Raw genomic sequence first — 21429 nt, forward strand, 5'->3', positions numbered from 1 at the left:
GCAATCGCGAAGGCCGGAGAAGACTCCGTCCTCGAACATCAACCGACCTGGTCCCGAACTTGGCCAGGGGGGTCATGCGTCCACAACAATCCGGTCGCGAAATCGAGGAGGCTTCATGAGCGAATGTAGTCACGTCTGTGTGAGGTTCCATGGGCCATATGGCCGACGTGGTCCCCTGATGCGGGCGCAGACGATGTTCTGGAACTGGCTGCAGACGCGTCCGCCGATGAGCGACACGCTGAACCTTGTTGGGACCTGCGAGGCGCCTGCGAACTGCGGCCTGAGCGAGGTTCTGGACGCGATCCGCGCCCTCGTGGAACGACATGACGCGCTTCGCACCCACTTCTTCGAGGAGGACGGGCTCCCCGTCCAGGAAGTGGTGCGATCCGGTGAATTGCGCATCGCCGTCCACACCATCCGGCCGGGCGAGGCCGACACGGTCGTCGACCGGATCAAGCGCGCCTTCGAAGCTCAGCCCTTCGACATGACCGGCCAGCTTCCGGTTCGGGCGGCGGTAGTAACCGATCAAGACGGAACCCCCTTGACCGTGGTCTTGGCCGCGAGCCACATGGCCGTCGACGGGTGGAGTTTCCAGATCGTGAGCGACGATCTCACGGCCCTCCTCGAACCTGGGCGGACCCTTCCCCCACGCGCCCAGCAACCCCTCGAGCGGGCCGCCTACGAGGCCACAGCGGGTGCGTTGCGCCGCGAGGAGAGGGCGCTGCGGCACTGGACCCGCAGTCTGCGGGAGCTACCGCGGACCTGGCTTGAGGATCTCCCCCCCGGAGCCGGTGAACCGCTCTGCGCGGACATGACGTCGCCGGCTCTGGCAGCGGCGCTGAGCCTGCTCAGATCGCGCACCCGGATGTCGTCGGCCATGATCTTGCAGGCGGCGACGGCACTGCTCTTGGGGCTCTATCGCGACGAGAACGAGGTCGGCGTGCAGTTGCAGGTGGCCCCCCGCTTCCGGCCGGAGACCAGGGAACTCGTCGGGGCCTTCAACCTCCCTGGAATGTTCCGGGTCCGTCTGCGCGACGAACCCTTCTCCATATTCCTGGCCCATGCCGCCGCCGCTAGCATGAAGGCTTACGCCAACTGCGAATGCGATCCCCAGAAGGTGGCCGCGCTTTATGTCCGGGCCAAGACTGAGCGCGGGATCACCACAACCGGGCGCTGCATGGTCAACGCTCTCGCGAGCGGCTTCGAGACGGATGTTTCGGCCGATCCACCCCATTCGCTCGACTCGATCGAGAAAGCTCTGTCCCAGACGAGAGTCACCGACCGGAGTCTTGACCTCGCGCTCGGAGCGAAATTCTATCTCTATATCTTGGACGTGTCCGACGAGGTGCTGCTCAGACTCTCCGCCGACCGGAAATTTCTCCCGCCTCGCCAATTCCTGCTCGATCTGGAATGGCTGGTTCTGGAAGGGCTGAAAAGCGATGCCGGACCGGCTGATCTGGCGACGGCACTGGCGGCCCGGCGACAGCGCTCAGGCTCAGCCAGTTGCGATCCTGTACCGCTTCAGGCTCCATCGAACAGACTCGATCTTGCGTGACGGCCCGCCGACGGAGCAGGGCTTGCGCAAGTTCCCGGGATCGCCCAACGTGCCTGAGGCCGGGGCGGGTTGGGGTCAACACCAGGGACTTTAGGTGTTTCTGTCTCCGTGAGCCCTGATCGGCTATTTGGGTAGTTTTAGCTTTCGTGACTGGATTTCTGAGCTGGGGCAGGACTTTCGGGCATGGCGTTAGCCCGCATGTCGCTGCGGGCGGGCGCGGTTCCATGGCCGGGATGGTTGGCCGACCCTCCCTCGGTATCGTTGGTGCAGGTCATCGCTCAGTCCGGGGGCGGTTCGACGGGACGGAGGTCGTGGCCGGGTTGGTGTCGCCTGAGCTGAACGGGCCCCCCGGCGATCACCACCCGAACAGGGACCCTCAACGCTCAGACCAGCAGGTCAACCCCAACCCCACTTAAGTCCCTGGTGTTGGGGTTGGGGTGGATAACGGAGCGGACACGGATCCGTGATCATTCAGGTGTCGAAGCCGTGTGATCACGAAGGTTCCCGTGTCCGCTGTCTCGTCCCACGGCAATGAGTCCGGTCTCAGCGAGCCGGTTCGAGGGGACTCGTCTCGTGGGACGCCAGAAATTCCGGACGCGGGTTGGCCGTGTTGGTGGGCGGATTGCTCACGGTGTTGTAGGCGATGATCAAAAGTTTGCGGGGGAACGGGGAGAGGTTCGGCATCGAGGCGTGCAGGACGTTCGAGTGGAAGAGCAGGATCGAGCCGGCCGGGCCCTTCGGCGCCACCATGCCGTTCTCCCCCGCCAGCCGCCTGAGTTCGGCACGATCGATCTGGAACTTCTCTGTCGCGGTGAGTGTGGCGACCCACCGGGCGTCGCCTTCGTATCCAACCGGCATCGTCGTGCTGTCGGTGCCGGCCAGCAGGCCGTTGTGGTGTGATCTGGGGATGAAGGTGAGGGGGCCGTTGAACTCAGTGACCTCATCCAGGAATACGGCGACATTCACCAGGTTGGGAGATCGTATTCCGTCCAGGTCCAGCCAGTTCACGTAATCCTGATGCCACTCCCAGCGGTCTCCCGCGAAGGCGGCCTTGACATTCACCTTTGACTGATGGATGTAGACACGGTCACCGAGCAGCTGGGTCACGGCGCCCAGCAGAGCGGGGAGCCTGCTGAAGCTGTCCACCGAGGGGTGCGAACGGTGCGGGCCGTACACCGACCGGACCGTCGTCTCGTCACGTTCGAGAATCCGGTGTTCGCCTTCCTGCGCAAGGATCTCCGGCACCGCGTCGAGCACCGTGGCAAGGGACGCGGGGGGCAGGAAGGCGGGGGGCAGCAAGAGGAAACCCTTCTGATGATAGGCGTCGATCTGCTCGCGGCTGAGAGGCCTGATCCCGGTTGCGCTCGACTCGCTCAAAGGCGTGCACCCTTCGTCGCGGTTCTGGACCTCTCGAAGTCTTGGCCGTCGGCGGAGAAAAATCCTCCCCCAATGGTGGCATAGTCATGCGGCTAGCCTGTCGGGGCGCTCGTCCGGGGCTTCGATGCGCCGCCACCGCTTGGAATTATGGCCGGGAAAGCGCTCTCGGATCTGATCAGGTGCCACTGCGCAGTCTCAGAATATTCGGAATTTACCGCGAGCCAACGGCTTGCCGACATTCATGGACCGGAAAATGATGATGGGCATAGCGGAGTCAGACGGCGGTTCTCTGGCAGGTGCTGCTTTCGTACTCACCGAGGACGAGACCGGGGAAACTCGTCAGAAATGTGCTCGGTCCGCCTCCGGCCTCGCCGGCCGTTCGCTGGACACCCTGCATGTCATGGCAGAGATCGAAGTGACCGGATGTGCTCTGCCGGCCCGCCTCCTTCGTGCGCTGGTCGATTTCCGGCTGGAGGGGAACCAGTACGGGGCAATTCTTGTCCGTGGCCTGCCGATTGACCCGGACATCGGGCCCACTCCGTTGAACGGGAACACGGTGGACTGGGCCGACGTGCCGATCGCATCCGTCGCGCAACTCATGGTGTCGTCGAGACTCGGTGACGTGATCGCCTTCGCCGACGAGAAGGAAGGGCGGTTGCTCCAGGACGTCGTACCCGTCCCTGGAGCTGAGAACCGGCAGGAGAACAGCGGAACCAAGTTCATGGAACTCCACACCGAGGACGGCTTTCATCCCTTCAAGCCGGACTTCGTGACCCTGCTGTGTCTGCGCACCGATGACGAACGCAGGGGCCGTACCGTCGTCGGCTCGGCACGGCGGGTGCTGCCCCGGCTCTCCGCCGCATGTGTGCAGACGCTGCGCGAGCCGGTGTTCCGTATCCGCTTCGCCAGCTCCTTCGCCACCGGGGGGAGGGTTCGGTACTCGGCTCCGCTGGCCGCCCTGAGCGGACCGGAGCAGGACCCGGACCTGGTGGCCGACTGCCATGCGATGGAAGGGCTGACACCGGCAGCCGACCGGGCCCTGGCCGAACTGAGCAGGGAACTGCCCGAGGTGGTGGTCGGCGGAGTGCTTGAACCCGGTGACCTGCTGGTGATCGACAACCGCGTGGCGGTGCACGGGCGCGATGGCTTCACCGCCCGCTTCGACGGCCGGGATCGGTGGCTTCGCCGCTGCTTCACCGTCGTCGACCTGCGCCGCTCGCGGGGCTCGCGGCAGGCCGGTTCCCGGATCTGCGCTCCGCTGAGTGTCATGACGGCGGAGCGGCTCAGCGACGCCGGCGTGGCAGCCCGGGTGGGTGGGTGATGGGACGGTTCCTCACCTCCTTCGCGGAGTTGACCGAGCACCCGCCGCGCCACCTGCTGCTGCTCTACTCGGGTGGAGTGGACGGGTCCTACCTGCTGCACCGGCTCGGCAGTGCGGAGCTGAAAGTGACGGCGCTGAACGTGCGGATCGGCGAGGGAAAGGAGGAGATCGGCCATGCCGCCCCTCATGCGACAGCGCTGGGCGCGGAGTTCATGGAAGTGGACGCGACCCACGAGTTCTTCGCCGACTTCCTGCCGGCCGCCATTCACGCGGACGCCTTCTACCAGGGGCAGTTTCCCGTCGGATCCACACTGACCCGGCCGCTCATGGCGCGCGTTGCCGTGGCCGTGGCCCGGCGGCTGGGCTGCGACGCGGTCGGGCATACAGCGACGTACATGCAGAACAGCGCACTCAGAATCAGTGCGTCCGTCGCCGCCCTGGCCCCGGACATCGATGTGGCGGCCCCGTTCCTGGGCTCCGATGTCCCTCGGGACGAGAAGCTGGCCGCGCTGGCGGGCGCGGGTGTCTCCTTTTCGACCGGCATCCACAGCATCGACACAAATCCCTGGTCCCGGGTCATCGAGTGCGGCACGCTGGAGAGCCCCGAGAACCCACTCGACGATTCGGTGTTCGTATTGACCCGGCCCCTGGCTGACACTCCTGCCGCGGCGGAAGACATCGAACTCGCTTTCCGAAACGGCCTTCCCTTTGCCATGAACGGGGCGGAGCGAAGCATGGCGGACCTGGTCAGCACGCTCAACTCCTTGGCCGGCAACCATGGGATCGGCCGATTCGTGGGACTGGAGGACACTGCGTTCGGCGTCAAGAACCACGAGGTGCGGGAGTCGCCGGCCGCGGCGGTCATCACGGCCGCCCACCGTGCGCTTTCCAACGCGATCTTCAACACGCGGGAACACACCGTACGTGCCCAGCTGGCCACGGAGTGGACCAACACGGTCGTGGGCGGCGGCTGGTTCGGTCACCTCGGGCAGTCCCTCGCCCGTTGCCTGGCCGATCTCGACGGACCCGTGACCGGCACGATCTGCCTGAGACTGCACCGGGGGACTGTGACTGTCGTGCGGTTGGAGACCTCAAACGGGCGCTACTACAGCAGGCTGGGGCAAGAATTCCACGACTGGATGCACCAGTATTCCTACGCCCCCTGGCTCAGTCTCTCCACACTGGGCACATCCAGCCGTCGTTAATGACACGAAGGGCACACCGGCATGAGTGAGCGCGACGCCGCCAAGCGGCATTACATCGATCTGAGCCATGTGGTCCGGCACGGCATGGTCACCTACCCGGGCCTGCCGGGTCCAGAGATATGCGATCACATGACCCGTGAGGACTCTCACGAGAAATACGCGCCCGGCACCGAGTTCCATATCGGGCGGATCACCATGGTCGCCAACACCGGTACCTATCTCGACGCCCCCTTCCACCGCTTCTCCCAGGGGCAGGACTTGGCGGAGCTGGACGTGTCTCGACTCGTCGACGTCCCGGGTCTGTGCCTGGACGTGACAGGTGAGAAGGAACCGGGCGTCGGGCTGGAGCAGTTGGCCGGGCTCGAAGTGACCGGACGTGCCGTGCTTATCCGCACCGGTTGGGATGTCCACTGGGGCACAGAGAGCTACGGTGCGCCCGGCCATCCCTTCCTCAGCGGAGAGGGGGTGCGGTGGCTCGCTGAGCGCCAACCGTCCGTGGTGGGCATCGACTCCGTGAACATCGACGACATGGCGGACGCGACTCGTCCGGCCCACACTGCGCTGCTCGCCGCCGGCATTCCCGTCGTGGAACACATGACGGGGCTCGATCGCCTTCCCGCACAGGGGTTCAGGTTCCACGCGGCCCCCGTGGCCGTGTCCGGGATGGGTACCTTCCCGGTGCGGGCCTATGCGCTCGTGGACGCGGACAACAGATAACTGCGGGGCAGCAGAGAGATGTTGCCAGGAGACGCCCCCTGGGGCCAGCGCCCGAATTGGGCACCCGGTCGCCCGGGCTCGGTCAACTCGTCGACCTGCCAGCCGCATGAGGTGACGAACCCCGCCGGGTCGTCCGTACCGAACAGCCACGGACACCCTGCCTCGGCCAGGCGCCGCAGGAAAGGGCGGGTGTAGGGCAGCCGGAATACCCCGGTGCCGATGAGATCCGCCGCCAGCCGGCTGCCAGGGCCCGACACGGCGAGGAGGCGTTCCAGGAGGTCACGGGCGGCTTCCTCGGGCAGGTAGAAGAGCAGGCCCTCGGCGAACCAGACGGTGCGTCGCACCGGGTCGAACCCGGCCCCGAGCAACGCGTGTTCCCAGCGGCCCGTGAGGTCTGCGGGCACCGGCCGGTGCGAGCACCGCGCACGCGCCGGGGTCTGCCGCAACCGGTCTCGCTTGTACGACAGAAGCGGCTCCTGATCCAGTTCGAACAGTACGACGTCCTCGGGCCAGTCCATGCGGTAGGCACGCGTGTCGAGACCGGATCCCACGGCCACGACCTGGTCACCGGGGCCGACGCAGGACCGCAGGAAGGCATCGAACCACCGGGTGCGGATCGGCAGGAAGGGGTTGCCCTCCGGAGCCGCCCGTGAGGTGTGGAAGTGGTCGAGGAGAAGGACGCCTTCGGGCCCCGCCAGCCGGTCGGCGAACGGGTCGGCGAAAAGCCGGTCGGGACGCCGGGTCTCACGCGCGCGGGCCGCAGCGGTCCACAGTGCCGTACTCGCCACGCCCGTGATGCCACCGGGCGGGACAACGGGAGTCTCCTTCATGGGCCGGACTGTAGCGAGCCGAACGGCGCATATGGAACGGCGAACATGGCCATGGCCGATGGGACAGGCCCGTGGTGCGCGCGTCTTGGGGCTCCGGCCGCAGGACGGACCCGAAACACTGGCGAGCCGTGGAGCGTGACGCGGCTGGCACGACGACTGGGGATGGACAAGCAATGCGAGAGACAGCAGCGGAGGTCACGGACAGCGTGGCGAAGGAAATGGGGGACATCCTCCTCCAGCCACCGCTCGAGCCGGAAGCGGACTTCTTCCTGCTCGGCGGAGACTCGCTCCGGGCCGTGGAACTGATCAACCGCCTCTGCGCCCGCTACGCCCCCCGCCCGCAGGGCGAGGAGCCGGAACTTGCCGCTCGGCTTCTGCTGGCCATGTTCGACGAGGCGACGCCGGCCGGCGTCGCCTCGATCATCCTGGAGACGACGGGGAGCCTTGGCCGTGATTGACCCAATCGCGGTGCAGGGCGTCGGCTACGCGAGACTGGCCGAGGAATTCGGGACGCCGCTGTATGTGTACGACGCCTCCGTCCTGGCCGGGCGGTTCGGCGAACTGAGATCCGTTCTCCCCGCGGACCTGGAGATCTTCTACTCGCTCAAGGCCAACCCCAATGTCTCCGTTGCCTCGGTGCTGCGCACGCTCGGGGCGCGGGCCGAGGTGAGCTCGCTGGCGGAGCTTATGACGGCGCGACGGGCGGGCTTCGCGGGAGAGGACATCGTCTTCGTCGGTCCGGGCAAGTCCCGTGCCGAACTCAAAGCCGCCCTCGATACGCCCGTCCACGCCGTGGTGTGCGAGTCCTTCGGCGAGATCGCGGTGATCGACGAACTTGCGCGGGCCCGCAACCGCGTTGTGCCCGTGATGGTACGGGTCAATCCCGCGTTCGCGGTCAAGGGTTCCCGCCTGACGATGGGCGGACGGCCGCGCCAGTTCGGCATCGACGAGGAGGACCTGCTCGCCGCGGTCGCGCCCGCCCGCAGGCACCCGGGCATACGACTGATGGGCGTCCACGTCTACATGGGGACGCGGATCCTCGACGAGGAGGTCGTCGCGGAGAACACACGGCGGATCCTGAATCTCGCACAGCGCCTCTCGGACAGGCTGGAGTTCCCGTTGGAGACGGTCGACATCGGGGGCGGCCTGGGTGTTGCCTACTTCGACGGCGAGCGGGACCTGGATCCGCAGTTGGTTGCCGACCGGATCGCTCCGCCGCTCGGCGACTTCCGTGCGGCTCATCCGGACACCCGGCTGGTCATGGAGCTGGGGCGTTATCTCACCGCGCCGAGCGGCGTGTACGTCGTACGGGTCGTCGACGTCAAGACCTCACGGGGAGAACGCTTCGCCGTCACGGACGGCGGCACCCACCATCACATGGCAGCGGTGGGTACCGGCTCGTTCGTCAAGCGGAACTTTCCCATGCGTCTGCTGGGCCGGGCCGACGCGGTCGAGCCGCAGACCTGGCAAGTGGCGGGACCGCTGTGCACGCCCAGTGACCTCCTCGGCAAGAACGTCCCGTTGCCGCCCGTCTCCCCGGGAGACCTGATCGGCGTCCTGCGGTCGGGCGCGTACGGGCCGACCGCATCGCCGGGTCTCTTCTTGAGCCACGGCTACCCCGCCGAGGTCCTGGTACACGAGGGGCGCCCCTACCTGGTACGGGAGCGGGACACGCCGGAAGACATCATGTGCCGTCAACGTCTGTTCACCGAAGTGCAGGCGACGGCCGCGGAGTAGCAGGACGTCACGACGCCGCCGCGGTGCCGGACGAGGGCACCGCGAGCGTCGCGACGTACCCGGCGGGGACCTCCAGGTCGTGCAACCGCCACGTACCCGGCAGGGTCTCCGCGGGATCGTGCACCAGGACCGGCGCGTCACCGCTGACAGGAAGGTGCAGCCCCTGCGCGAGCCGACCGCCGGCAGCCTTGACGACCGCCTCCTTCCGCGTCCACAACCGGAGAAAAGCAGCCTCTCGCTCGGCCGGCGGCAGCGAGCCGAGCCGCATGTTCTCGTCGGCGGCGAAATAGCGCGCGGCGATCCGCTCAACGTTCCTGCGCGGACGGTGGCCTTCGACGTCGATTCCGACCTGCGTCCGGGCGGCCACGGCCAGCAGCGCCAGACCGCCGTGGTGCGAGACGTTGAACCCGACGGTGTTTCCCGGGACCGCGACCTCTGGTTTCCCCCAGGGGCCGCGGCGCAGCGGAATGGCAGCCGGCGGTATGCCCAGGTACCGGCTGAGGGTGATCCGCGTCATGGCGCGCACGGCGACGAACTCGCAACGTCTGCCGCTGTCCGTCAGGAGGTCGAGGAAGGCGCCTTCCTGGGGGGCCAGGTACTGCATGAGGTGACCCGCTGCCTGCTCTGTCCGAGGAATCCTCAGACTCCACACGGCCGCCGCAGCGCCGTCGGGGACTGCTCGCACAGCCCGGATCGGCAGCGGCTGGGCACTGTTCACGCCGTGCGGCCGGCCGCTTCGCGGGACGGCCGGAGCCGCAGTGCGCAGGTGCTCAACCGCTGCTGGGTCTCGTCGTAGTCGGCCAGCAGCACGTTCCTCCCCTGCTCCCGCCATTCGTCGAGTCTGCCGGCGAGGACGGACCACAGCCCGGTGCACGGCGCCCCGGGCCGGGTCACGACCGTGTCGGGTGTGGATGACGGATCCGGCAGACAGCGGGCAAGACCGTGTCCGACCACGGTGGTCGTCGCGGCAGTGCCGACAAGCGCCCGGTGCTGTTCCAGAAGCGTGGCGACGTCCTGGGGGCGGGCCGTGGACGACTGCGGTGCGCAGACCGCATCCGTGCCGGGCCCCTCGTCCAGGGCGAGGACGACCATCGAGTCCTGCTCCGGCCTCAGCCAGTCCGGCACGTGCCGGGTGTGCAGCAGACAGGACTGATCCGTCACCAGCACCAGAGCGCGCCGGCATCCCGAGGTCCGGGCAGCCGCCGCCACCAGGCGCAGCGCCGTGAAGGGAGCGATGACGCCTTGGTCGAACACCGCGACACCCAGGCCTGCGTCCGGGACGGCGTCGCTGAGGTGACCCATCGGGAATCCCGGCTGCGCGTCCGGAACCGCGCCGCAGAGCACGGCCAGGTCGAAGCCGGAGGCGTACAGGCCGAGGCGTGGGAGGACGGCCGTCACCATGTCCGTGAAGGAGGTGCGTCCGCCGGCGAGCGCCATATCGTTAGGGCCCATGGCGTACGACGCCATCAGATCGGTGAAATAGGTCCGCTCGCCGTCGCTGAATTCGCCCTCGTGGTGGAAGACCGCGTGCTCGATCCGCGCCAGCCCGAGCGGGAACGGGACCTGGTCACCCGGCGCCGTCGGCGGAGCCGGCGGCGTGAACGAGTGGATCACCTCAGGCATCGCCCTGCTTCGCGACGTAGGCCACGAGCGATTCGACGTTCTCGAAGTCGGCCGGTTCCAGGGTCTCGGGGTCGAACTCCGCTCCGAGGTCGTTCTCCAGCTGCATGAGAAGTTCCAGAACTCCGGTGGAGTCCAGCGCGAGATCCTCGAAGAGCCGGGTCTGAGGGGAGATGGTGGTGGCGTCCTGATTGAGCAGGGTGGCCACCGAGTGGATCACGGCGTGGGTGAGGGCGTCGCCGGCCGGTGTGGTTGCCTGGGACACCGTCGGGGCGGGGATGTGTTCCATGGATGTCTGCTCCTATTCGGCCGTGGCTGATCGCCCGGTGACCTGGTCCTGTGGTGCGGTGAGTTCGTCGAGCCGAGCCTGTAGGGCCTGGCTCAGGGCATCGGCTTGCTGAGGGGTCGCAGCCACCGCTATGGCGTGGAGGCGGCCCGGGAAGCCGGATGGTTCGGCACCGGCCGTCGGCGCCTCCGCGTTGACGGTCGCGAAGTTGTGCACGATGACCCCGGCCCGGCCGCCGGGACTCAGGAGGAGATCGTCGATCCGGCGGCGGAGGTCACCGAACGAGATCCGACTGTGCAGGGTGAGCGGATGCCGCAGGGCGACCGCGGCCTCGCCGTCGCTGAAGAACAGCTCCCGCAACCGCTCCTGGTAGGTGGACATGTTGTTGCGCGCGTTGATCTCGATCACCGGGTGGAGCACATCGTCGACGGTGATGATGGCGTCGATTCCGGCCACCCCCGTGTAGCCGTCGTCTGCCAGACGCAGCCCCACGGCTTTCGCCGTCTTGCGCAACTCGGCCAGGTGCGCGCTGCTCAGCTCGGCCGGCATACGGTGTCCTTGATGGACCCCCGCCCTGGTGAGCGCCTCCTTCACCACGTCGAAGCGGACCGAACCGTCCCGCCCGACGGTGAACTGGTAGTTGAGGTCCTGGCGTTTGGGCAGCCATTCCTCCATCACCAGTGCCAGTCGCCCGGTACCATGCCGGTCCGCCTGACGGTGGATCATCCGACTGGCCAGCTCCAGCCGCGCGGCCTCGTGCACGACGAGGATGCCTTTGCCGGAGACGCCGAAGGCGTCCTTCAGTACGACACTGCGACCGGCCGCCAGCCATTCCCGCGCCGTCCGGACGGCGGCGTCGAACTCGTCGAGATTCCGGCACACCGTCCCTTCGGGTTGCCGCAGGCCGAGTTGGCCGACCACCAGACGGCTGTAGATTTTGCTGTTGACCTCCTTGCTGACGCCGGCACCCGACACGGCCAACGGCAGATGGGCGACAGTTGCCAGCCGTTCCTCGGAGGCGGACACACCGTGCGGCCACAGGTGAGCACCGCGCCGGGCATAACGCTCCATTTTGGTGACGATGCCGGGATCGTCCAGAGCGTCCTCCGTCACGGTTCGGTCCGCAGCGGACCGTGCGACGACCACGACGTCGGGGAGGCCCACCCCCAGCTCGTCGAGGTAGGAAAGGTAGTCGTCGTCGGGCGATTCCCTGAGGACGACGGCATCGCCGGAGTCCGCGAGGAACAGCGTGAACTCCTCCATACGGCCCACCGTCGCGTTGCTCCGCACGGCCCGCACTTTGGGCAGACCCAGCTCGCCTTTGGCCCACTGTTCTTCGACCTCGAAGTTCCCGACCGCGACGCACGGGGTGTCGGGCGAACCCGTCAGCATCCGCCGCAGGCGGCGGGTGATCTCGTGCGCCGGCACGCGCATCCCTCCTGGGTCAGTGCTCGAAGACCATCGCGGAGAACGTGGCACCCAGGCCGACCGCGGTCAGGACGTAGCGGTCGCCCCGGCGCAACCTGTGCTGTTGCCGTGCGGAACACAGGTTCACGAAGGGGTCCGAGCCGAAGCAGTGGCCGAGTCGCGGCAAGTTGTCCAGGAAGAGACGTTTGGCGGTGACGCCTATCAACCGCAGGACACGAAGCCACGACAGCTGGTTGACGTTGTGCGGGAGAATCAGGGCGATGTCGTCCACGCCGATTCCCGCGGCTCGCACGGCCGCGGAGATGACGTCGGCGAGGGCCCCGGCATAGGCGCCCTGGAAGGCGGCGCTGGTCTCGGGGGACATCCACGGGCCGTCCTTGAACCGCCCGTGGGTGCACGTCGCGTAGCTCAGCATCCGGTCGTGGCTGCCGCCGGCTCGCACCAGGACGGCTGCCGAAGCCTCGCCCATGACTGCGCTGTCCGGGATGATCCGGGCCGCTTCCGTGAAGGTCTTGTCGCCCGTCAGCACTACCGCCCGGGCGTCGGGATCACCGTCGTCCGCGAGCAGTCGGCCGGCCAGGTCCACTGCCAGCAGGGGCGACGCGCAGGCGTGCTGGGTGACACTGAAGGTGGCCGCCCCGCCCAGCCCGACCGACTCGCACGCCTCCCGCAGCGGATTGAGGGGGTACGGGGCGGCGACCGGCATGCTCCTGGCGTGCACCACATACCGCACGCGGGTCCGGAGCGACGCCAGTTCGGGGAGTCCCTCCAGAGCTGCGACCAGAAGGCCGGTGAGCGTGCCGGAGGTGTCCAGGCTGACCTCCGAGAAACCGTAGAAGCGTTCGTACAGCCGCAGCCGGTTCTCGTCCGTCTCGTACGGACGCAGGCGGGCACCGACCGGCGCACGCTCCGCCGGTACATGCACCGAGACGGCTTCGATCGACGTCAAGAGAACTCCTCATCGCTCGCACGGCGCGGCGCGTGCCGCTACCGGGGCGGCGCGAACCGGGCCCGGGCGCTGTCGAGTCACTCTCGCTGTTCGCTGTGCGGGCGGCAATGCTCGGGTGGGCGCGCCGGGGGGTCTGACAGCTTGGGCATGCCGCAAGGAGGCGTGCCGGAGTGGGCAGGTCGGCGCCGATACTGAGCCCGGCAACGGCATCCGGTGCCGGGCCCAACGACCGAGAGGACGGATCGGACCGTGCTGGGACACATGACCATCGCGGGGAAGCCCGTTGCCGCCACTGACTGGACTGAGGTCGAGAACCCGGCGCGGGCCGAGGTGTTCGCCAAGGTTCCGTCGGCCTCTGGTGCCGAGGTCGACGCCGCGGTGTCGGCCGCCGCGGACGCGGCATCCGACTGGGCCGGACTCTCGCAGCCCGAGCGCCAGAACCTGCTGCGGGCGTGCGGGGACGCGCTCGCAGGTCACCTCGACGACGTGGCCGAACTCGTCACCCAGGAGCAGGGAAAGCCGTTGCGCGACGCGCGTGCCGAGGTCGGTCTGTCCGCCGACTGGTTTCACCGGACGGCCGAACTGTCCCTGGAACCACAGGAATACGTGCGGGACGACACCGCGCACATCACGGCCGTGCGGGTGCCGCACGGGCCCGTCGCCGCCATCGCGCCGTCGAACTTCCCGATCATCCTCGCGGTCGTCAAGATCGCGCCGGCGCTGCTGGCCGGCAACACCGTGGTGCTCAAGCCCTCCCCGCTGACCCCGCTGTCCGGGCTGCGCATGGCCGAGATGTTCGCATCAGTTCTTCCGTCCGGCGTACTCAATGCGGTCAGCGGCGGGGCCGACACGGGGACGGCCTTGGTCACCCACCCCGATATCCGGATGGTGTCCTTCACGGGCTCCGACACCACGGGCCGGGCGATCGCCCGGGCAGCCTCCTCCGACCTCCGGCACGTCGTTCTCGAACTCGGCGGGAACGACGCCTGTCTGATCCTGCCCGGCACCGACGTGTCCGCCGTGGCCCCGGCCGTCTTCGCCGCGGCCATGCGTAACTGCGGCCAGTTCTGCGCGGCCGTCAAGCGGGTGTACGTGCCCCGCGACCAGGCCGCGCAGCTTGCCGACGCGCTGGCTGCGGAGGCCGACTCAGTCGTCCTGGGAGACGGTCTCGAATCCATGACGGATCTCGGCCCGCTGGTGAGCGGCGACCAACGGGCCAAGGTGTCCGCGTTGGTCGCCGCAGCCGTGCACGCGGGCGGCCGGGTGGTCCGCGGCGGGCAGGCACCTCAGCGCCCCGGTTACTTCTTCACTCCTACCATCGTCACGGACCTGCCGCCCGGCACGGCTCTGGAGAAGGAGGAGCAGTTCGGCCCGGTGATCCCGGTGATCGCCTACGACAGCGTGCCGGAGGCGGTGGCGCGCGCCAACGACACCCGCTTCGGGCTGGGCGGCTCCGTGTGGGGGTCCGTCGAGGCCGCGCGCGCCGTGGCGGCCGGACTTGAATGCGGCACGGTGTGGATCAACACGCACGGCGACCTACGGTACGACGTGCCCTTCGGCGGCCACGGGCAGTCCGGCGTCGGCCTGGAGTACGGGTACTGGGGCCTGCTGGAGTACACGCGTGTCAAGGTGCTGAACGTCGCCGAGGGGCCGGCTGCCTGACGGCACGAGGGCAGATCACCTGGTGCCTGCCGCCTGGGCGACACGCCGCCGCATGACTTTGCGCACGGCGCAGGCGTGTCGTTCCTGAGCGCGGGGCCGGGCCGGGCGGTCCGCCGAGGACCGGAGGGTTCGGGTCCTGATCGGTCCGGTGGCACCGGCCGGGCACGCCGTCATTCCGTGGCCGTCACCAGACCGCGGCTGCCGGAGTCCTGCTTGCTCAGCGCGGTCCGGATCCCGGCAGCCATCTCGTTCGCCTGGTGCTCTGAGGCACCGACGGTCACCAGGCCGATCATCGGCCGAGAGCGTGTCAGGCCGCGCACCGTCGTGGGATAGGCACGTATCCCTTCCTCCCAGAGACGCTGGAAGAGGGGACGGATCCCGTCGGCGTACGAGACGGGTGCGGGCAGCGCGACGGGAAAGGTGTCGAAGGAGCGCGCCACCAACTCCTCCGGAGAACCGAGGAGATCCAGCAGGGCGATGGAGTGTGCGGCGCCGCTCCGGCGGGCGTTGATCTCCGTGACGTACAGTTCACCGGCCGAGGTGACGAGGAAGTCGACGCAGAACCATCCCCGGAAACCGAGGGCGTGCGCGCTCGCGCCCATGGCATGACCCACCGAGCGGATCCGGCTGCCGTCGTCCGGTGTGACCGACTCCGTGCCCACGGCCACGTCGCGGAACCGATGTCCGTCGACTGTCATGCTGCTGAGCACGATCCGCCGGACTCCGCCGTCGTCGATGAAGAGATCCACCGCCGGGCAGCCCCGATCGTGTGCCCGTTCCACATACTCCTGCACCAGCAGCGGATAGGTCTGCAGGAACGGCTCCCGGTGCGCCGTGGACCAGAAGCGTTCCAGGGCCTTTCGGCCGACGCCGACGACCGCTGAACCATTGCCGCCCACGCCGAACATGCTCTTGGCTATGGCCTGCCCGTGGCTGGCCGTCAGGTGCCGTACAGCTCCCTCCAGCTCCACGTCGCAGGTGACAGTGAAGGTCTTGGGCACTCGCACGGCCGGCACGTATCCCGCCAGGTCCTGGCAGCTCTGCTTGGAGTCCAGGTACAGACTGGCCCAGTAGTGGGGTTCGTCTGTCCCTTCCAGCTCTACCTCGCAGCCCCAGCTCCGTACCGCGGCGGCGAGCGCGTACACCCCCGGGGTGGCGCCCCAGACGATCAGTCTGACCCGCTCGTGGCCCTCCACTGCACCGCGCAGGGCCGCCAGAGAACGTCCGTCGCCCAGCAGGTCCTGAAGGAGCAGCCCGCTGCGCGGTCGCGGTGCGACGACGGGCGGAACAGCCTGGCCCAGGGCCACGTGTACGTCTTCCAGCCAGAGCCGGTCGACGCCGTGCGGCAGCACCAGGACGCGGCGTCGGGCGCTCCAGAACACACATTGGTCGGCCAGGCCCGTGCCCCAGTCGGAGAAGGCCTTCTCGACGGCCGGGGCGAAACGCTGGGACGGATGACGAAGGTTGAACTCGGCGATGTTCGGGACGATGAGATCGATGCTTTCGGACACGTCGGGTCTGTCCTCATGTCGGTGAGACGGCCCCGCAGGGCTCAGTTCGTGAGTGCGGCAGCAGACGCGGCCGCGTCCTTCGTGCGGGTGAGCGGTGCGGGCGCGGCCGGTGGCAGGAGCCCGGCCAGTCGTCGGGCCACCGCAAGCGTCGTCAGGTCCTCCAGATAGGGGCCCGCGACCGCCAGGCCGATGGGCGTTCCCCCGGGGTCCAGGCCGACAGGCACCACAGTGGAAGGCAGGTAGCTCACACCGGTGAGTCCCGCCCAGACGATCTGGTCCCAGTACGGCCTTTCCGTTCCGTCGACGACGATCCGGCGCTCCGCGAAGGGCCGGTGGTCGTGCGGGATGGATGTGTTCGGCGCCACCGGCAGGAGGATGGCGTCGCACTCGGTGAAGAACTGGTGCCAGCGCGCTCGCATCCGGGTACGGCGGTCATCGGCCTCCGCCCAGTCCCGGTAGCTCTGGCCGGCGAACCGGCCGCCCAGCTCCTCGCCGGGCGGGTGCTCGCCGTGGGCCATGGCTGCCACGTCCTGCGCCGAGTACGAGTGGACCGCGACACCGGCGAGCAGGCGCCGGAACACGAGGTCGCTGGCCTCCAGACGGATACCCGGCGGCCTGGCGTCCTCGACGGCCACTCCGTCGGCGCTCAGCCGCTGCGCCGCGTCCTCCAGTGCCCGCCGTACGGCGGCGTCCACAGGGCAGTACGAATCGTCGAACCAGGTGGCGACCCGGCGCAGCGGCCGGGCGGGCGGCAGCGACACCTGCCAGGCCCTCCGGTCCCACGGATGCGGACCCGCGATCACGTCGAGGGCCGCGCCCAGGTCGTCCACAGTGCGGGCAATCGGCCCCACGACGTTCATGTCCACGTTGCCCGGCTTGTACGGGGCAGGGGGGACGTGGCCGTGGGTCGGCACCAGGCCGTGGCTCGGCTTGTGGCCGAACACTCCGCACATGGCCGCGGGCAACCGGATCGAGCCGGCCACGTCGGAGCCGATCTCCAGGGGAGACAGTCCCGCGGCGACCGCCGCCGCCGCACCGCCGGACGAACCGCTGGGACTGCGGCCGAGATCCCATGGATTGCGTGTGACGCCGAAGAGTTCGTTGTACGTCTGGAGATCGCCCGAGCCTGCCGGGACGTTCGTCTTGCCGAAGACGACCACCCCGGCATCCCGGAGTGCGGCGATCGCCGAGGCGTCCTCACGAGGCACATGGGAAGCAAGTCCCGGGAGCCCACCGGTCGTGCGCAGGCCCGCGGTGGCCATGCAGTCCTTGACCGTCATGGCGACTCCGTGGAACGGCCCCAGAGGTTGTCCCCGCATCACTGCCGCGTCCGCGTCCGCGGCCTGCGCCGCGGCGCGTTCGTCGATCGTCACCACCGCGTTGAGCAGCGGGTTGAGTCGCTCGACGCGGTCCAGCTGCGCGGCGAGGTATTCCCGAGCGGAGAGCCGGCGGGCGGCGATGGCTTCAGCCACCTGTCGGGCTGGCCACCAGCACACTTCGTCGTCGGATGCGGTCATCTTCTTCTCTGCCCTTCTCGCGTTCAACTGGGTGCCGGCATTTCTAGGCCCGCAGGTGTCGGTCCATACGCCGGCGGGTGACGGACAACCCGGCGAGGAGCATCACGACCAGGTATCCCACGTGCCCGCACAGGGCGAGTCCGCTCCCGCCGAGCGCCAGTCCGCGGAGCAGCTCGATGGCGTGGTACAGGGGCAATGCCTCTACCAGAGCCGTCACGACAGCCGGGTACTGCGTGACGGGGAAGAAGGTGCCGGAGAACAGCATCAGACCGGTCTGCACCATGGTGACCACATCGAAGTCCTGCCATCCCCGTACGTATGTGGTGATCGCCATGCCCACGGCACCGAAGGCGGTGCCGACGAGGAGGACCGCGGGGAAGGCCAGCACGAGGCGGAGCGGTGCGGCCAGGTCCAGTGCGGCCATGACGCCCAGGAACAGTGCGCCGAACAGACCACTGCGGGCGACGGCCCAGATCAGCTCGCCCAGGATCACCTCGAAGGACCCTACGGGGCTGGTGAGGATGACCTCGAAGACACGGGCGTGCCGGAGCTTGTTGTAGAAGCTGTAGACCGACACGCCGAAGACACCCGACACGGTGGACACGGCGAGCGTGCCCGGCGCCACGTACTCGGGATAGGTGACGCTGAGCCCCGCGTAGGAAACGCTCCGGTTAATCAGCGCCCCGATCCCGGCTCCGATGGTGAACAGGTAGAAGAGCGGCTCGAAGAGTCCGGCCACGACCATCACCCAGTAGGACGGGCCGAAGCGGGTGGCGCGGACGTTGCGTTCCAGGACGGACAGGACGCGTCCCGCGACGTGCCGGCCCGGTGCTGTGGTGGTTGCTGCCATGTGCTGTCTCCCCTCAGCTGGCCAGACGGCGTTGGAAGGCCGTGCGGGCCCAGACGAGACCGAGAACGGCCCAGGCCAGCAGGACTGCGACGTGCAGGGTCAGCGGCCCGGCGGTGAAACTGTCCAGAGCGGCGGCCCGGTTGATCTCAGTGGCGTGCCACAGCGGTGAGATCCAGGCCAGGGGCCGCACCGGTGCCGGAAGCTGTCCGACCGGGAAGAACACACCCGAAACCATGATCGTCGGCATGACGCCGAACTGGTTCAGCAGGTGGAAGTGGCCCTCGTCGCGGACCGTGGCGGCGAACGCGGTCGTGGGCGCCGCGACGCTCACGGCGAGCAGGGCACACACGAGGGGGGCGACGAGCACGACCAGGGCCGGCTGAGGGACGCCGAACGCCCAGGACACCACCAGGAAGGCGACGGTGGCGAGTTCAACGACGACCAGGACGTACAGCAGCCAGCCCACGATCATGTCGGTGATCCGCACGCGCGTGTGACGCATCACGTGGAATGCGCCGATCCACTCGAAGTCCGTGTAGATCCCCATGGTGGATTCGTTGACCGCGGTCTGGAAAGCGAGTAGTGCGAGCAGCCCGGGCACGATCCACATCGCGTAGTCGGTGTTGCCGATCCTGGGCACGAAGGAGCCGACCCCGAAGCCCATGCTGAGCAGGAACAGGGCAGGCACGACGAAAAGTGAGAATGCCGAGGCACGCCACAGCCGCCGGTAGAGCAGCAGATGCCGTTCGAGTACCGTGATCGTAGGATGCGACACAAGGAATTCCATGAGGCATCTCAATCCACGAGCCGACGGCCGGTTTTGAGGAGAAACACATCCTCCAGCGTCGATCTGCGTACCAGAACACTGCTCGGGGGCAGTCCGCGGCGGTATATCTCAGCGACCACTGCGTCCCCGTTGTCCCCGAAAACCAGGATCCGGTCCGGAAGTTGTTCCACACGGTCACCGATTTCGGTGAGTTTTCCTGCGTAGTCGTTCAGCGACGGGGCGTCGAAACGCAGTTCCACGACCTCGGGCGGGACGAGGGAGGAGATGAGCGTGCGCGGGGAGCCGGCGCCGACGATGCGGCCGTGGTCCATGATGATCAGTCGGTCGCAGAGCTGTTCGGCCTCGTCCATGTAGTGCGTGGCCAGGATCAGCGTCGTGCCCCGTTGCTTGAGCTGGAACAGACGCTCCCATAGCAGATGCCGGGCCTGTGGGTCGAGTCCGGTCGTCGGCTCGTCGAGAATGACAAGCTCCGGGTCGTTGACGAGGGCGCGGGCGATCGCCAGACGCCTCTTCATGCCGCCGGACAGCGGTTGGACCTCGCTGTCCGCCCGCTCGCGGAGCTGTACGAAGTCCAGCAGCTCCGCGGCGCGTTCACGCGCCCGGGACCGGCTCATGCCGAAGTAGCGTGCATAGGTGGTCAGATTTTCACGGACGTTCAGGTGCTGGTCCAGAAGGTTGTCCTGGGGAATGATTCCCATCCGGGCCCTGATGTCCGGCCCGTGCGCCTGCGGGTCCATTTCCAGAATTCGCAGCGTGCCACTGGTGACCGGAGAGACGGTGCTTATCATACGCATTGTCGTCGACTTGCCCGCACCGTTCGGGCCGAGAATACCGAATACCTCTCCCCGCTCGATGCCGAACGTGATCGAGTCGACGGCCGTGGTGTCACCGAATTCTTTGGTCAGTTCCTCGGCGAAGACGACCGGTTGATGGGACACGCAACCTCCAGGGGACAACGAAAAATCGGCCTCAATACGCGGAGCCTGCGCAGAGATGCGCTGCTCGCGAGGCTACTAGATTCGAAAATTCAGGTCCAGGTGTTCGCCCCGTCAGTGAATCAGTATGGCCTTGAAAATCTCCTGACGGTCGAACGCGCGGTAGGCGAGCGGGGCTTCGTCGAGCGAGAGGCGATGTGAGACCACCGTCGCGGGATCCACCCGGCCGGCCCTGATCAGGGCGAGTACCCGGTCGCGCAGGCGGATCGGATCCCCCACGCAGAAGCGCAGCGTCAGTTCCCGCGCGAACGACAGCCCGGCCGGAAAGGGCGTGGCCGCTGAGTGGTGGACGCCCACCGCAACCACGGTGCCGTGTACGGCCGCCGCGTGCAGGGCGCAGACGAGCGCCGCGTCGCTGCCCACCGCCTCGATGACCCGCTCGGCCCCGTCCGCGGCGCCGGTGTGCAGCACGGCAGAGAGCGCGCCGGGCTCCACCGCTTCGAAGCCGTGGTCAGCGGCCCGCTCGCGCCGCTCCGGGACCGGATCGGCGAGGACGACCCGTGCCGCACCGGCCACCGAGGCACAGACGGCGGCCAACAGCCCGACGGGGCCGGCTCCGACGACGGCGACGGTGTCGCCGGGCGTGACTGCCGCGTCCGATACCGCGGCATAGGCCGTGCTGAGTACGTCTCCGACGAAGACCGCCTGCTCGTCGGAGACGTCGTCGGGCGTGCGCTCCAGCACGACGTCGGCGAACGGGACCCGCACGAACTCCGCCTGGCCGCCCGGGAGCGAGGCGCCGACCACGGTGTCGTAACCGAACAGTCCCACCTCCGGACACTGGTAGTGCCACCCCCGTCGGCACCTGACGCACCTGCCGCACGCAACCACGTCAGAGGCGAACACGCGCTCCCCGGCACGGAACGGCGCCTCGTCGCCGACCTCGTGGACGACGCCGGCGAACTCGTGCCCCATCACCGTGCCCTCCGCGAACCCCGGCAGTTCGCCGCGGTACGGATGAAGGTCCGTACCGCAGATGGCCGACCGGGTGACACGCACCACCACGTCCCGCGGATGGCGCACCAGTGGCTCCGCCACGTCCATGACCTGGACCGCACCGGGCCGGCGGAAGACGACGCCCT

20 protein-coding genes are annotated in these 21429 nt (G+C 68.2%); 7 read left to right on the plus strand and 13 right to left on the minus strand.

Annotation, left to right across the window (positions count from 1 at the left end; translation table 11 throughout):
* Positions 1-178 precede the first annotated feature (178 nt).
* Positions 179-1555 (plus strand): condensation domain-containing protein, encoded by a 1377-nt coding sequence (locus ABZU32_RS06350; protein WP_354917915.1) that lies wholly within the window; start codon positions 179-181, stop codon positions 1553-1555.
* Positions 1556-2098: 543 nt separating this feature from the next.
* Here ABZU32_RS06350 and ABZU32_RS06355 read toward each other — a convergent pair.
* The gene (locus ABZU32_RS06355) at positions 2099-2932 is read right to left on the minus strand and encodes a phytanoyl-CoA dioxygenase family protein (protein WP_354917918.1); all 834 of its coding nucleotides are present in this window, start codon (positions 2930-2932) and stop codon (positions 2099-2101) included.
* 400 nt (positions 2933-3332) lie between these two features.
* Between ABZU32_RS06355 and ABZU32_RS06360 the strand changes: the two genes are divergently transcribed.
* The 3 genes from ABZU32_RS06360 to ABZU32_RS06370 are packed head-to-tail and all read left to right on the plus strand — an operon-like array spanning position 3333 to position 6175.
* On the plus strand, positions 3333-4253 hold the full coding sequence (locus ABZU32_RS06360; protein WP_354917921.1) for a TauD/TfdA family dioxygenase: 921 nt from the start codon (positions 3333-3335) through the stop codon (positions 4251-4253).
* Positions 4253-5458, plus strand: a complete 1206-nt coding sequence (locus ABZU32_RS06365) for an argininosuccinate synthase domain-containing protein (protein WP_354917924.1) — start codon at positions 4253-4255, stop codon at positions 5456-5458. The genes ABZU32_RS06360 and ABZU32_RS06365 overlap by 1 nt, the downstream gene beginning before the upstream one ends.
* Before the next feature lie 21 nt (positions 5459-5479).
* On the plus strand, positions 5480-6175 hold the full coding sequence (locus ABZU32_RS06370) for a cyclase family protein (RefSeq protein WP_354917927.1): 696 nt from the start codon (positions 5480-5482) through the stop codon (positions 6173-6175).
* Here the strand turns inward: ABZU32_RS06370 and ABZU32_RS06375 are convergent.
* Positions 6145-7005 (minus strand): SAM-dependent methyltransferase, encoded by an 861-nt coding sequence (locus ABZU32_RS06375; RefSeq protein ID WP_354917930.1) that lies wholly within the window; start codon positions 7003-7005, stop codon positions 6145-6147. The two genes, ABZU32_RS06370 and ABZU32_RS06375, sit on opposite strands and share 31 nt — an antisense overlap.
* A 173-nt stretch (positions 7006-7178) precedes the next feature.
* Here ABZU32_RS06375 and ABZU32_RS06380 point away from each other — a divergent pair, with 173 nt between their 5' ends.
* Entirely contained in the window at positions 7179-7463 is a 285-nt protein-coding gene (locus ABZU32_RS06380) for a phosphopantetheine-binding protein (RefSeq protein WP_354917933.1), read from the plus strand.
* On the plus strand, positions 7456-8742 hold the full coding sequence (locus tag ABZU32_RS06385) for a type III PLP-dependent enzyme (protein ID WP_354918024.1): 1287 nt from the start codon (positions 7456-7458) through the stop codon (positions 8740-8742). Before ABZU32_RS06380 ends, ABZU32_RS06385 begins: the two co-directional genes overlap by 8 nt.
* Before the next feature lie 7 nt (positions 8743-8749).
* Here ABZU32_RS06385 and ABZU32_RS06390 read toward each other — a convergent pair whose 3' ends face one another.
* The 5 genes from ABZU32_RS06390 to ABZU32_RS06410 form a co-directional block, all read right to left on the minus strand.
* On the minus strand, positions 8750-9346 hold the full coding sequence (locus ABZU32_RS06390; RefSeq protein ID WP_354917936.1) for a 4'-phosphopantetheinyl transferase superfamily protein: 597 nt from the start codon (positions 9344-9346) through the stop codon (positions 8750-8752).
* A gap of 110 nt (positions 9347-9456) precedes the next feature.
* A complete protein-coding gene (locus ABZU32_RS06395) occupies positions 9457-10365 on the minus strand; it encodes a hypothetical protein (RefSeq protein WP_354917939.1) in 909 nt (302 codons plus the stop codon).
* Positions 10358-10651 carry an acyl carrier protein gene (locus ABZU32_RS06400; protein ID WP_354917942.1) on the minus strand — a complete coding sequence of 98 codons (294 nt, stop codon included), beginning with the start codon at positions 10649-10651 and terminating at the stop codon, positions 10358-10360. The genes ABZU32_RS06395 and ABZU32_RS06400 overlap by 8 nt, the downstream gene beginning before the upstream one ends.
* Positions 10652-10663: 12 nt before the next feature.
* On the minus strand, positions 10664-12076 hold the full coding sequence (locus ABZU32_RS06405) for a peptide ligase PGM1-related protein (RefSeq protein WP_354917945.1): 1413 nt from the start codon (positions 12074-12076) through the stop codon (positions 10664-10666).
* A gap of 16 nt (positions 12077-12092) precedes the next feature.
* Complete coding sequence (locus ABZU32_RS06410; RefSeq protein ID WP_354917948.1) at positions 12093-13025, minus strand: 3-oxoacyl-[acyl-carrier-protein] synthase III C-terminal domain-containing protein; 933 nt, start codon at positions 13023-13025, stop codon at positions 12093-12095.
* A gap of 249 nt (positions 13026-13274) precedes the next feature.
* Between ABZU32_RS06410 and ABZU32_RS06415 the strand changes: the two genes are divergently transcribed.
* Positions 13275-14687 carry an aldehyde dehydrogenase family protein gene (locus ABZU32_RS06415; RefSeq protein ID WP_354917951.1) on the plus strand — a complete coding sequence of 471 codons (1413 nt, stop codon included), beginning with the start codon at positions 13275-13277 and terminating at the stop codon, positions 14685-14687.
* 170 nt (positions 14688-14857) lie between these two features.
* Here ABZU32_RS06415 and ABZU32_RS06420 read toward each other — a convergent pair whose 3' ends face one another.
* From ABZU32_RS06420 to ABZU32_RS06445, 6 genes are all read right to left on the minus strand, one after another.
* Complete coding sequence (locus ABZU32_RS06420; protein WP_354917954.1) at positions 14858-16198, minus strand: hypothetical protein; 1341 nt, start codon at positions 16196-16198, stop codon at positions 14858-14860.
* Between the two features lie 41 nt (positions 16199-16239).
* The gene (locus ABZU32_RS06425; RefSeq protein ID WP_354917958.1) at positions 16240-17715 is read right to left on the minus strand and encodes an amidase family protein; all 1476 of its coding nucleotides are present in this window, start codon (positions 17713-17715) and stop codon (positions 16240-16242) included.
* Between the two features lie 43 nt (positions 17716-17758).
* Positions 17759-18565: an ABC transporter permease gene (locus ABZU32_RS06430; RefSeq protein WP_354917961.1), complete on the minus strand. Its 807-nt coding sequence runs from the start codon at positions 18563-18565 to the stop codon at positions 17759-17761.
* 13 nt (positions 18566-18578) lie between these two features.
* Positions 18579-19352 carry an ABC transporter permease gene (locus tag ABZU32_RS06435; protein ID WP_354917964.1) on the minus strand — a complete coding sequence of 258 codons (774 nt, stop codon included), beginning with the start codon at positions 19350-19352 and terminating at the stop codon, positions 18579-18581.
* A gap of 8 nt (positions 19353-19360) precedes the next feature.
* Positions 19361-20290 (minus strand): ABC transporter ATP-binding protein, encoded by a 930-nt coding sequence (locus ABZU32_RS06440; RefSeq protein WP_354917967.1) that lies wholly within the window; start codon positions 20288-20290, stop codon positions 19361-19363.
* A 111-nt stretch (positions 20291-20401) separates the two neighbouring features.
* Positions 20402-21391, minus strand: coding sequence for an alcohol dehydrogenase catalytic domain-containing protein (locus ABZU32_RS06445; protein WP_354917970.1), 990 nt, complete (start codon positions 21389-21391; stop codon positions 20402-20404).
* Between the last annotated feature and the right edge of the window lie 38 nt (positions 21392-21429).

Source organism: Sphaerisporangium sp. NPDC005288 (genome assembly GCF_040607475.1).
GTDB lineage: Bacteria > Actinomycetota > Actinomycetes > Streptosporangiales > Streptosporangiaceae > Sphaerisporangium > Sphaerisporangium rhizosphaerae.

What these genes read in the sequence shown, in the direction of transcription:
- ABZU32_RS06380 (WP_354917933.1), top strand. Translation starts at nt 7,179, where the DNA reads ATGCGAGAGACAGCAGCGGAGGTCACGGACAGCGTGGCGAAGGAAATG.
- ABZU32_RS06435 (WP_354917964.1), bottom strand. Translation starts at nt 19,352, where the DNA reads ATGGAATTCCTTGTGTCGCATCCTACGATCACGGTACTCGAACGGCAT.
- ABZU32_RS06390 (WP_354917936.1), bottom strand. Translation starts at nt 9,346, where the DNA reads ATGCAGTACCTGGCCCCCCAGGAAGGCGCCTTCCTCGACCTCCTGACG.
- ABZU32_RS06365 (WP_354917924.1), top strand. Translation starts at nt 4,253, where the DNA reads ATGGGACGGTTCCTCACCTCCTTCGCGGAGTTGACCGAGCACCCGCCG.
- ABZU32_RS06425 (WP_354917958.1), bottom strand. Translation starts at nt 17,715, where the DNA reads ATGACCGCATCCGACGACGAAGTGTGCTGGTGGCCAGCCCGACAGGTG.
- ABZU32_RS06370 (WP_354917927.1), top strand. Translation starts at nt 5,480, where the DNA reads ATGAGTGAGCGCGACGCCGCCAAGCGGCATTACATCGATCTGAGCCAT.
- ABZU32_RS06375 (WP_354917930.1), bottom strand. Translation starts at nt 7,005, where the DNA reads ATGAAGGAGACTCCCGTTGTCCCGCCCGGTGGCATCACGGGCGTGGCG.
- ABZU32_RS06430 (WP_354917961.1), bottom strand. Translation starts at nt 18,565, where the DNA reads ATGGCAGCAACCACCACAGCACCGGGCCGGCACGTCGCGGGACGCGTC.
- ABZU32_RS06400 (WP_354917942.1), bottom strand. Translation starts at nt 10,651, where the DNA reads ATGGAACACATCCCCGCCCCGACGGTGTCCCAGGCAACCACACCGGCC.
- ABZU32_RS06360 (WP_354917921.1), top strand. Translation starts at nt 3,333, where the DNA reads ATGGCAGAGATCGAAGTGACCGGATGTGCTCTGCCGGCCCGCCTCCTT.
- ABZU32_RS06445 (WP_354917970.1), bottom strand. Translation starts at nt 21,391, where the DNA reads ATGGACGTGGCGGAGCCACTGGTGCGCCATCCGCGGGACGTGGTGGTG.
- ABZU32_RS06350 (WP_354917915.1), top strand. Translation starts at nt 179, where the DNA reads ATGCGGGCGCAGACGATGTTCTGGAACTGGCTGCAGACGCGTCCGCCG.
- ABZU32_RS06395 (WP_354917939.1), bottom strand. Translation starts at nt 10,365, where the DNA reads ATGCCTGAGGTGATCCACTCGTTCACGCCGCCGGCTCCGCCGACGGCG.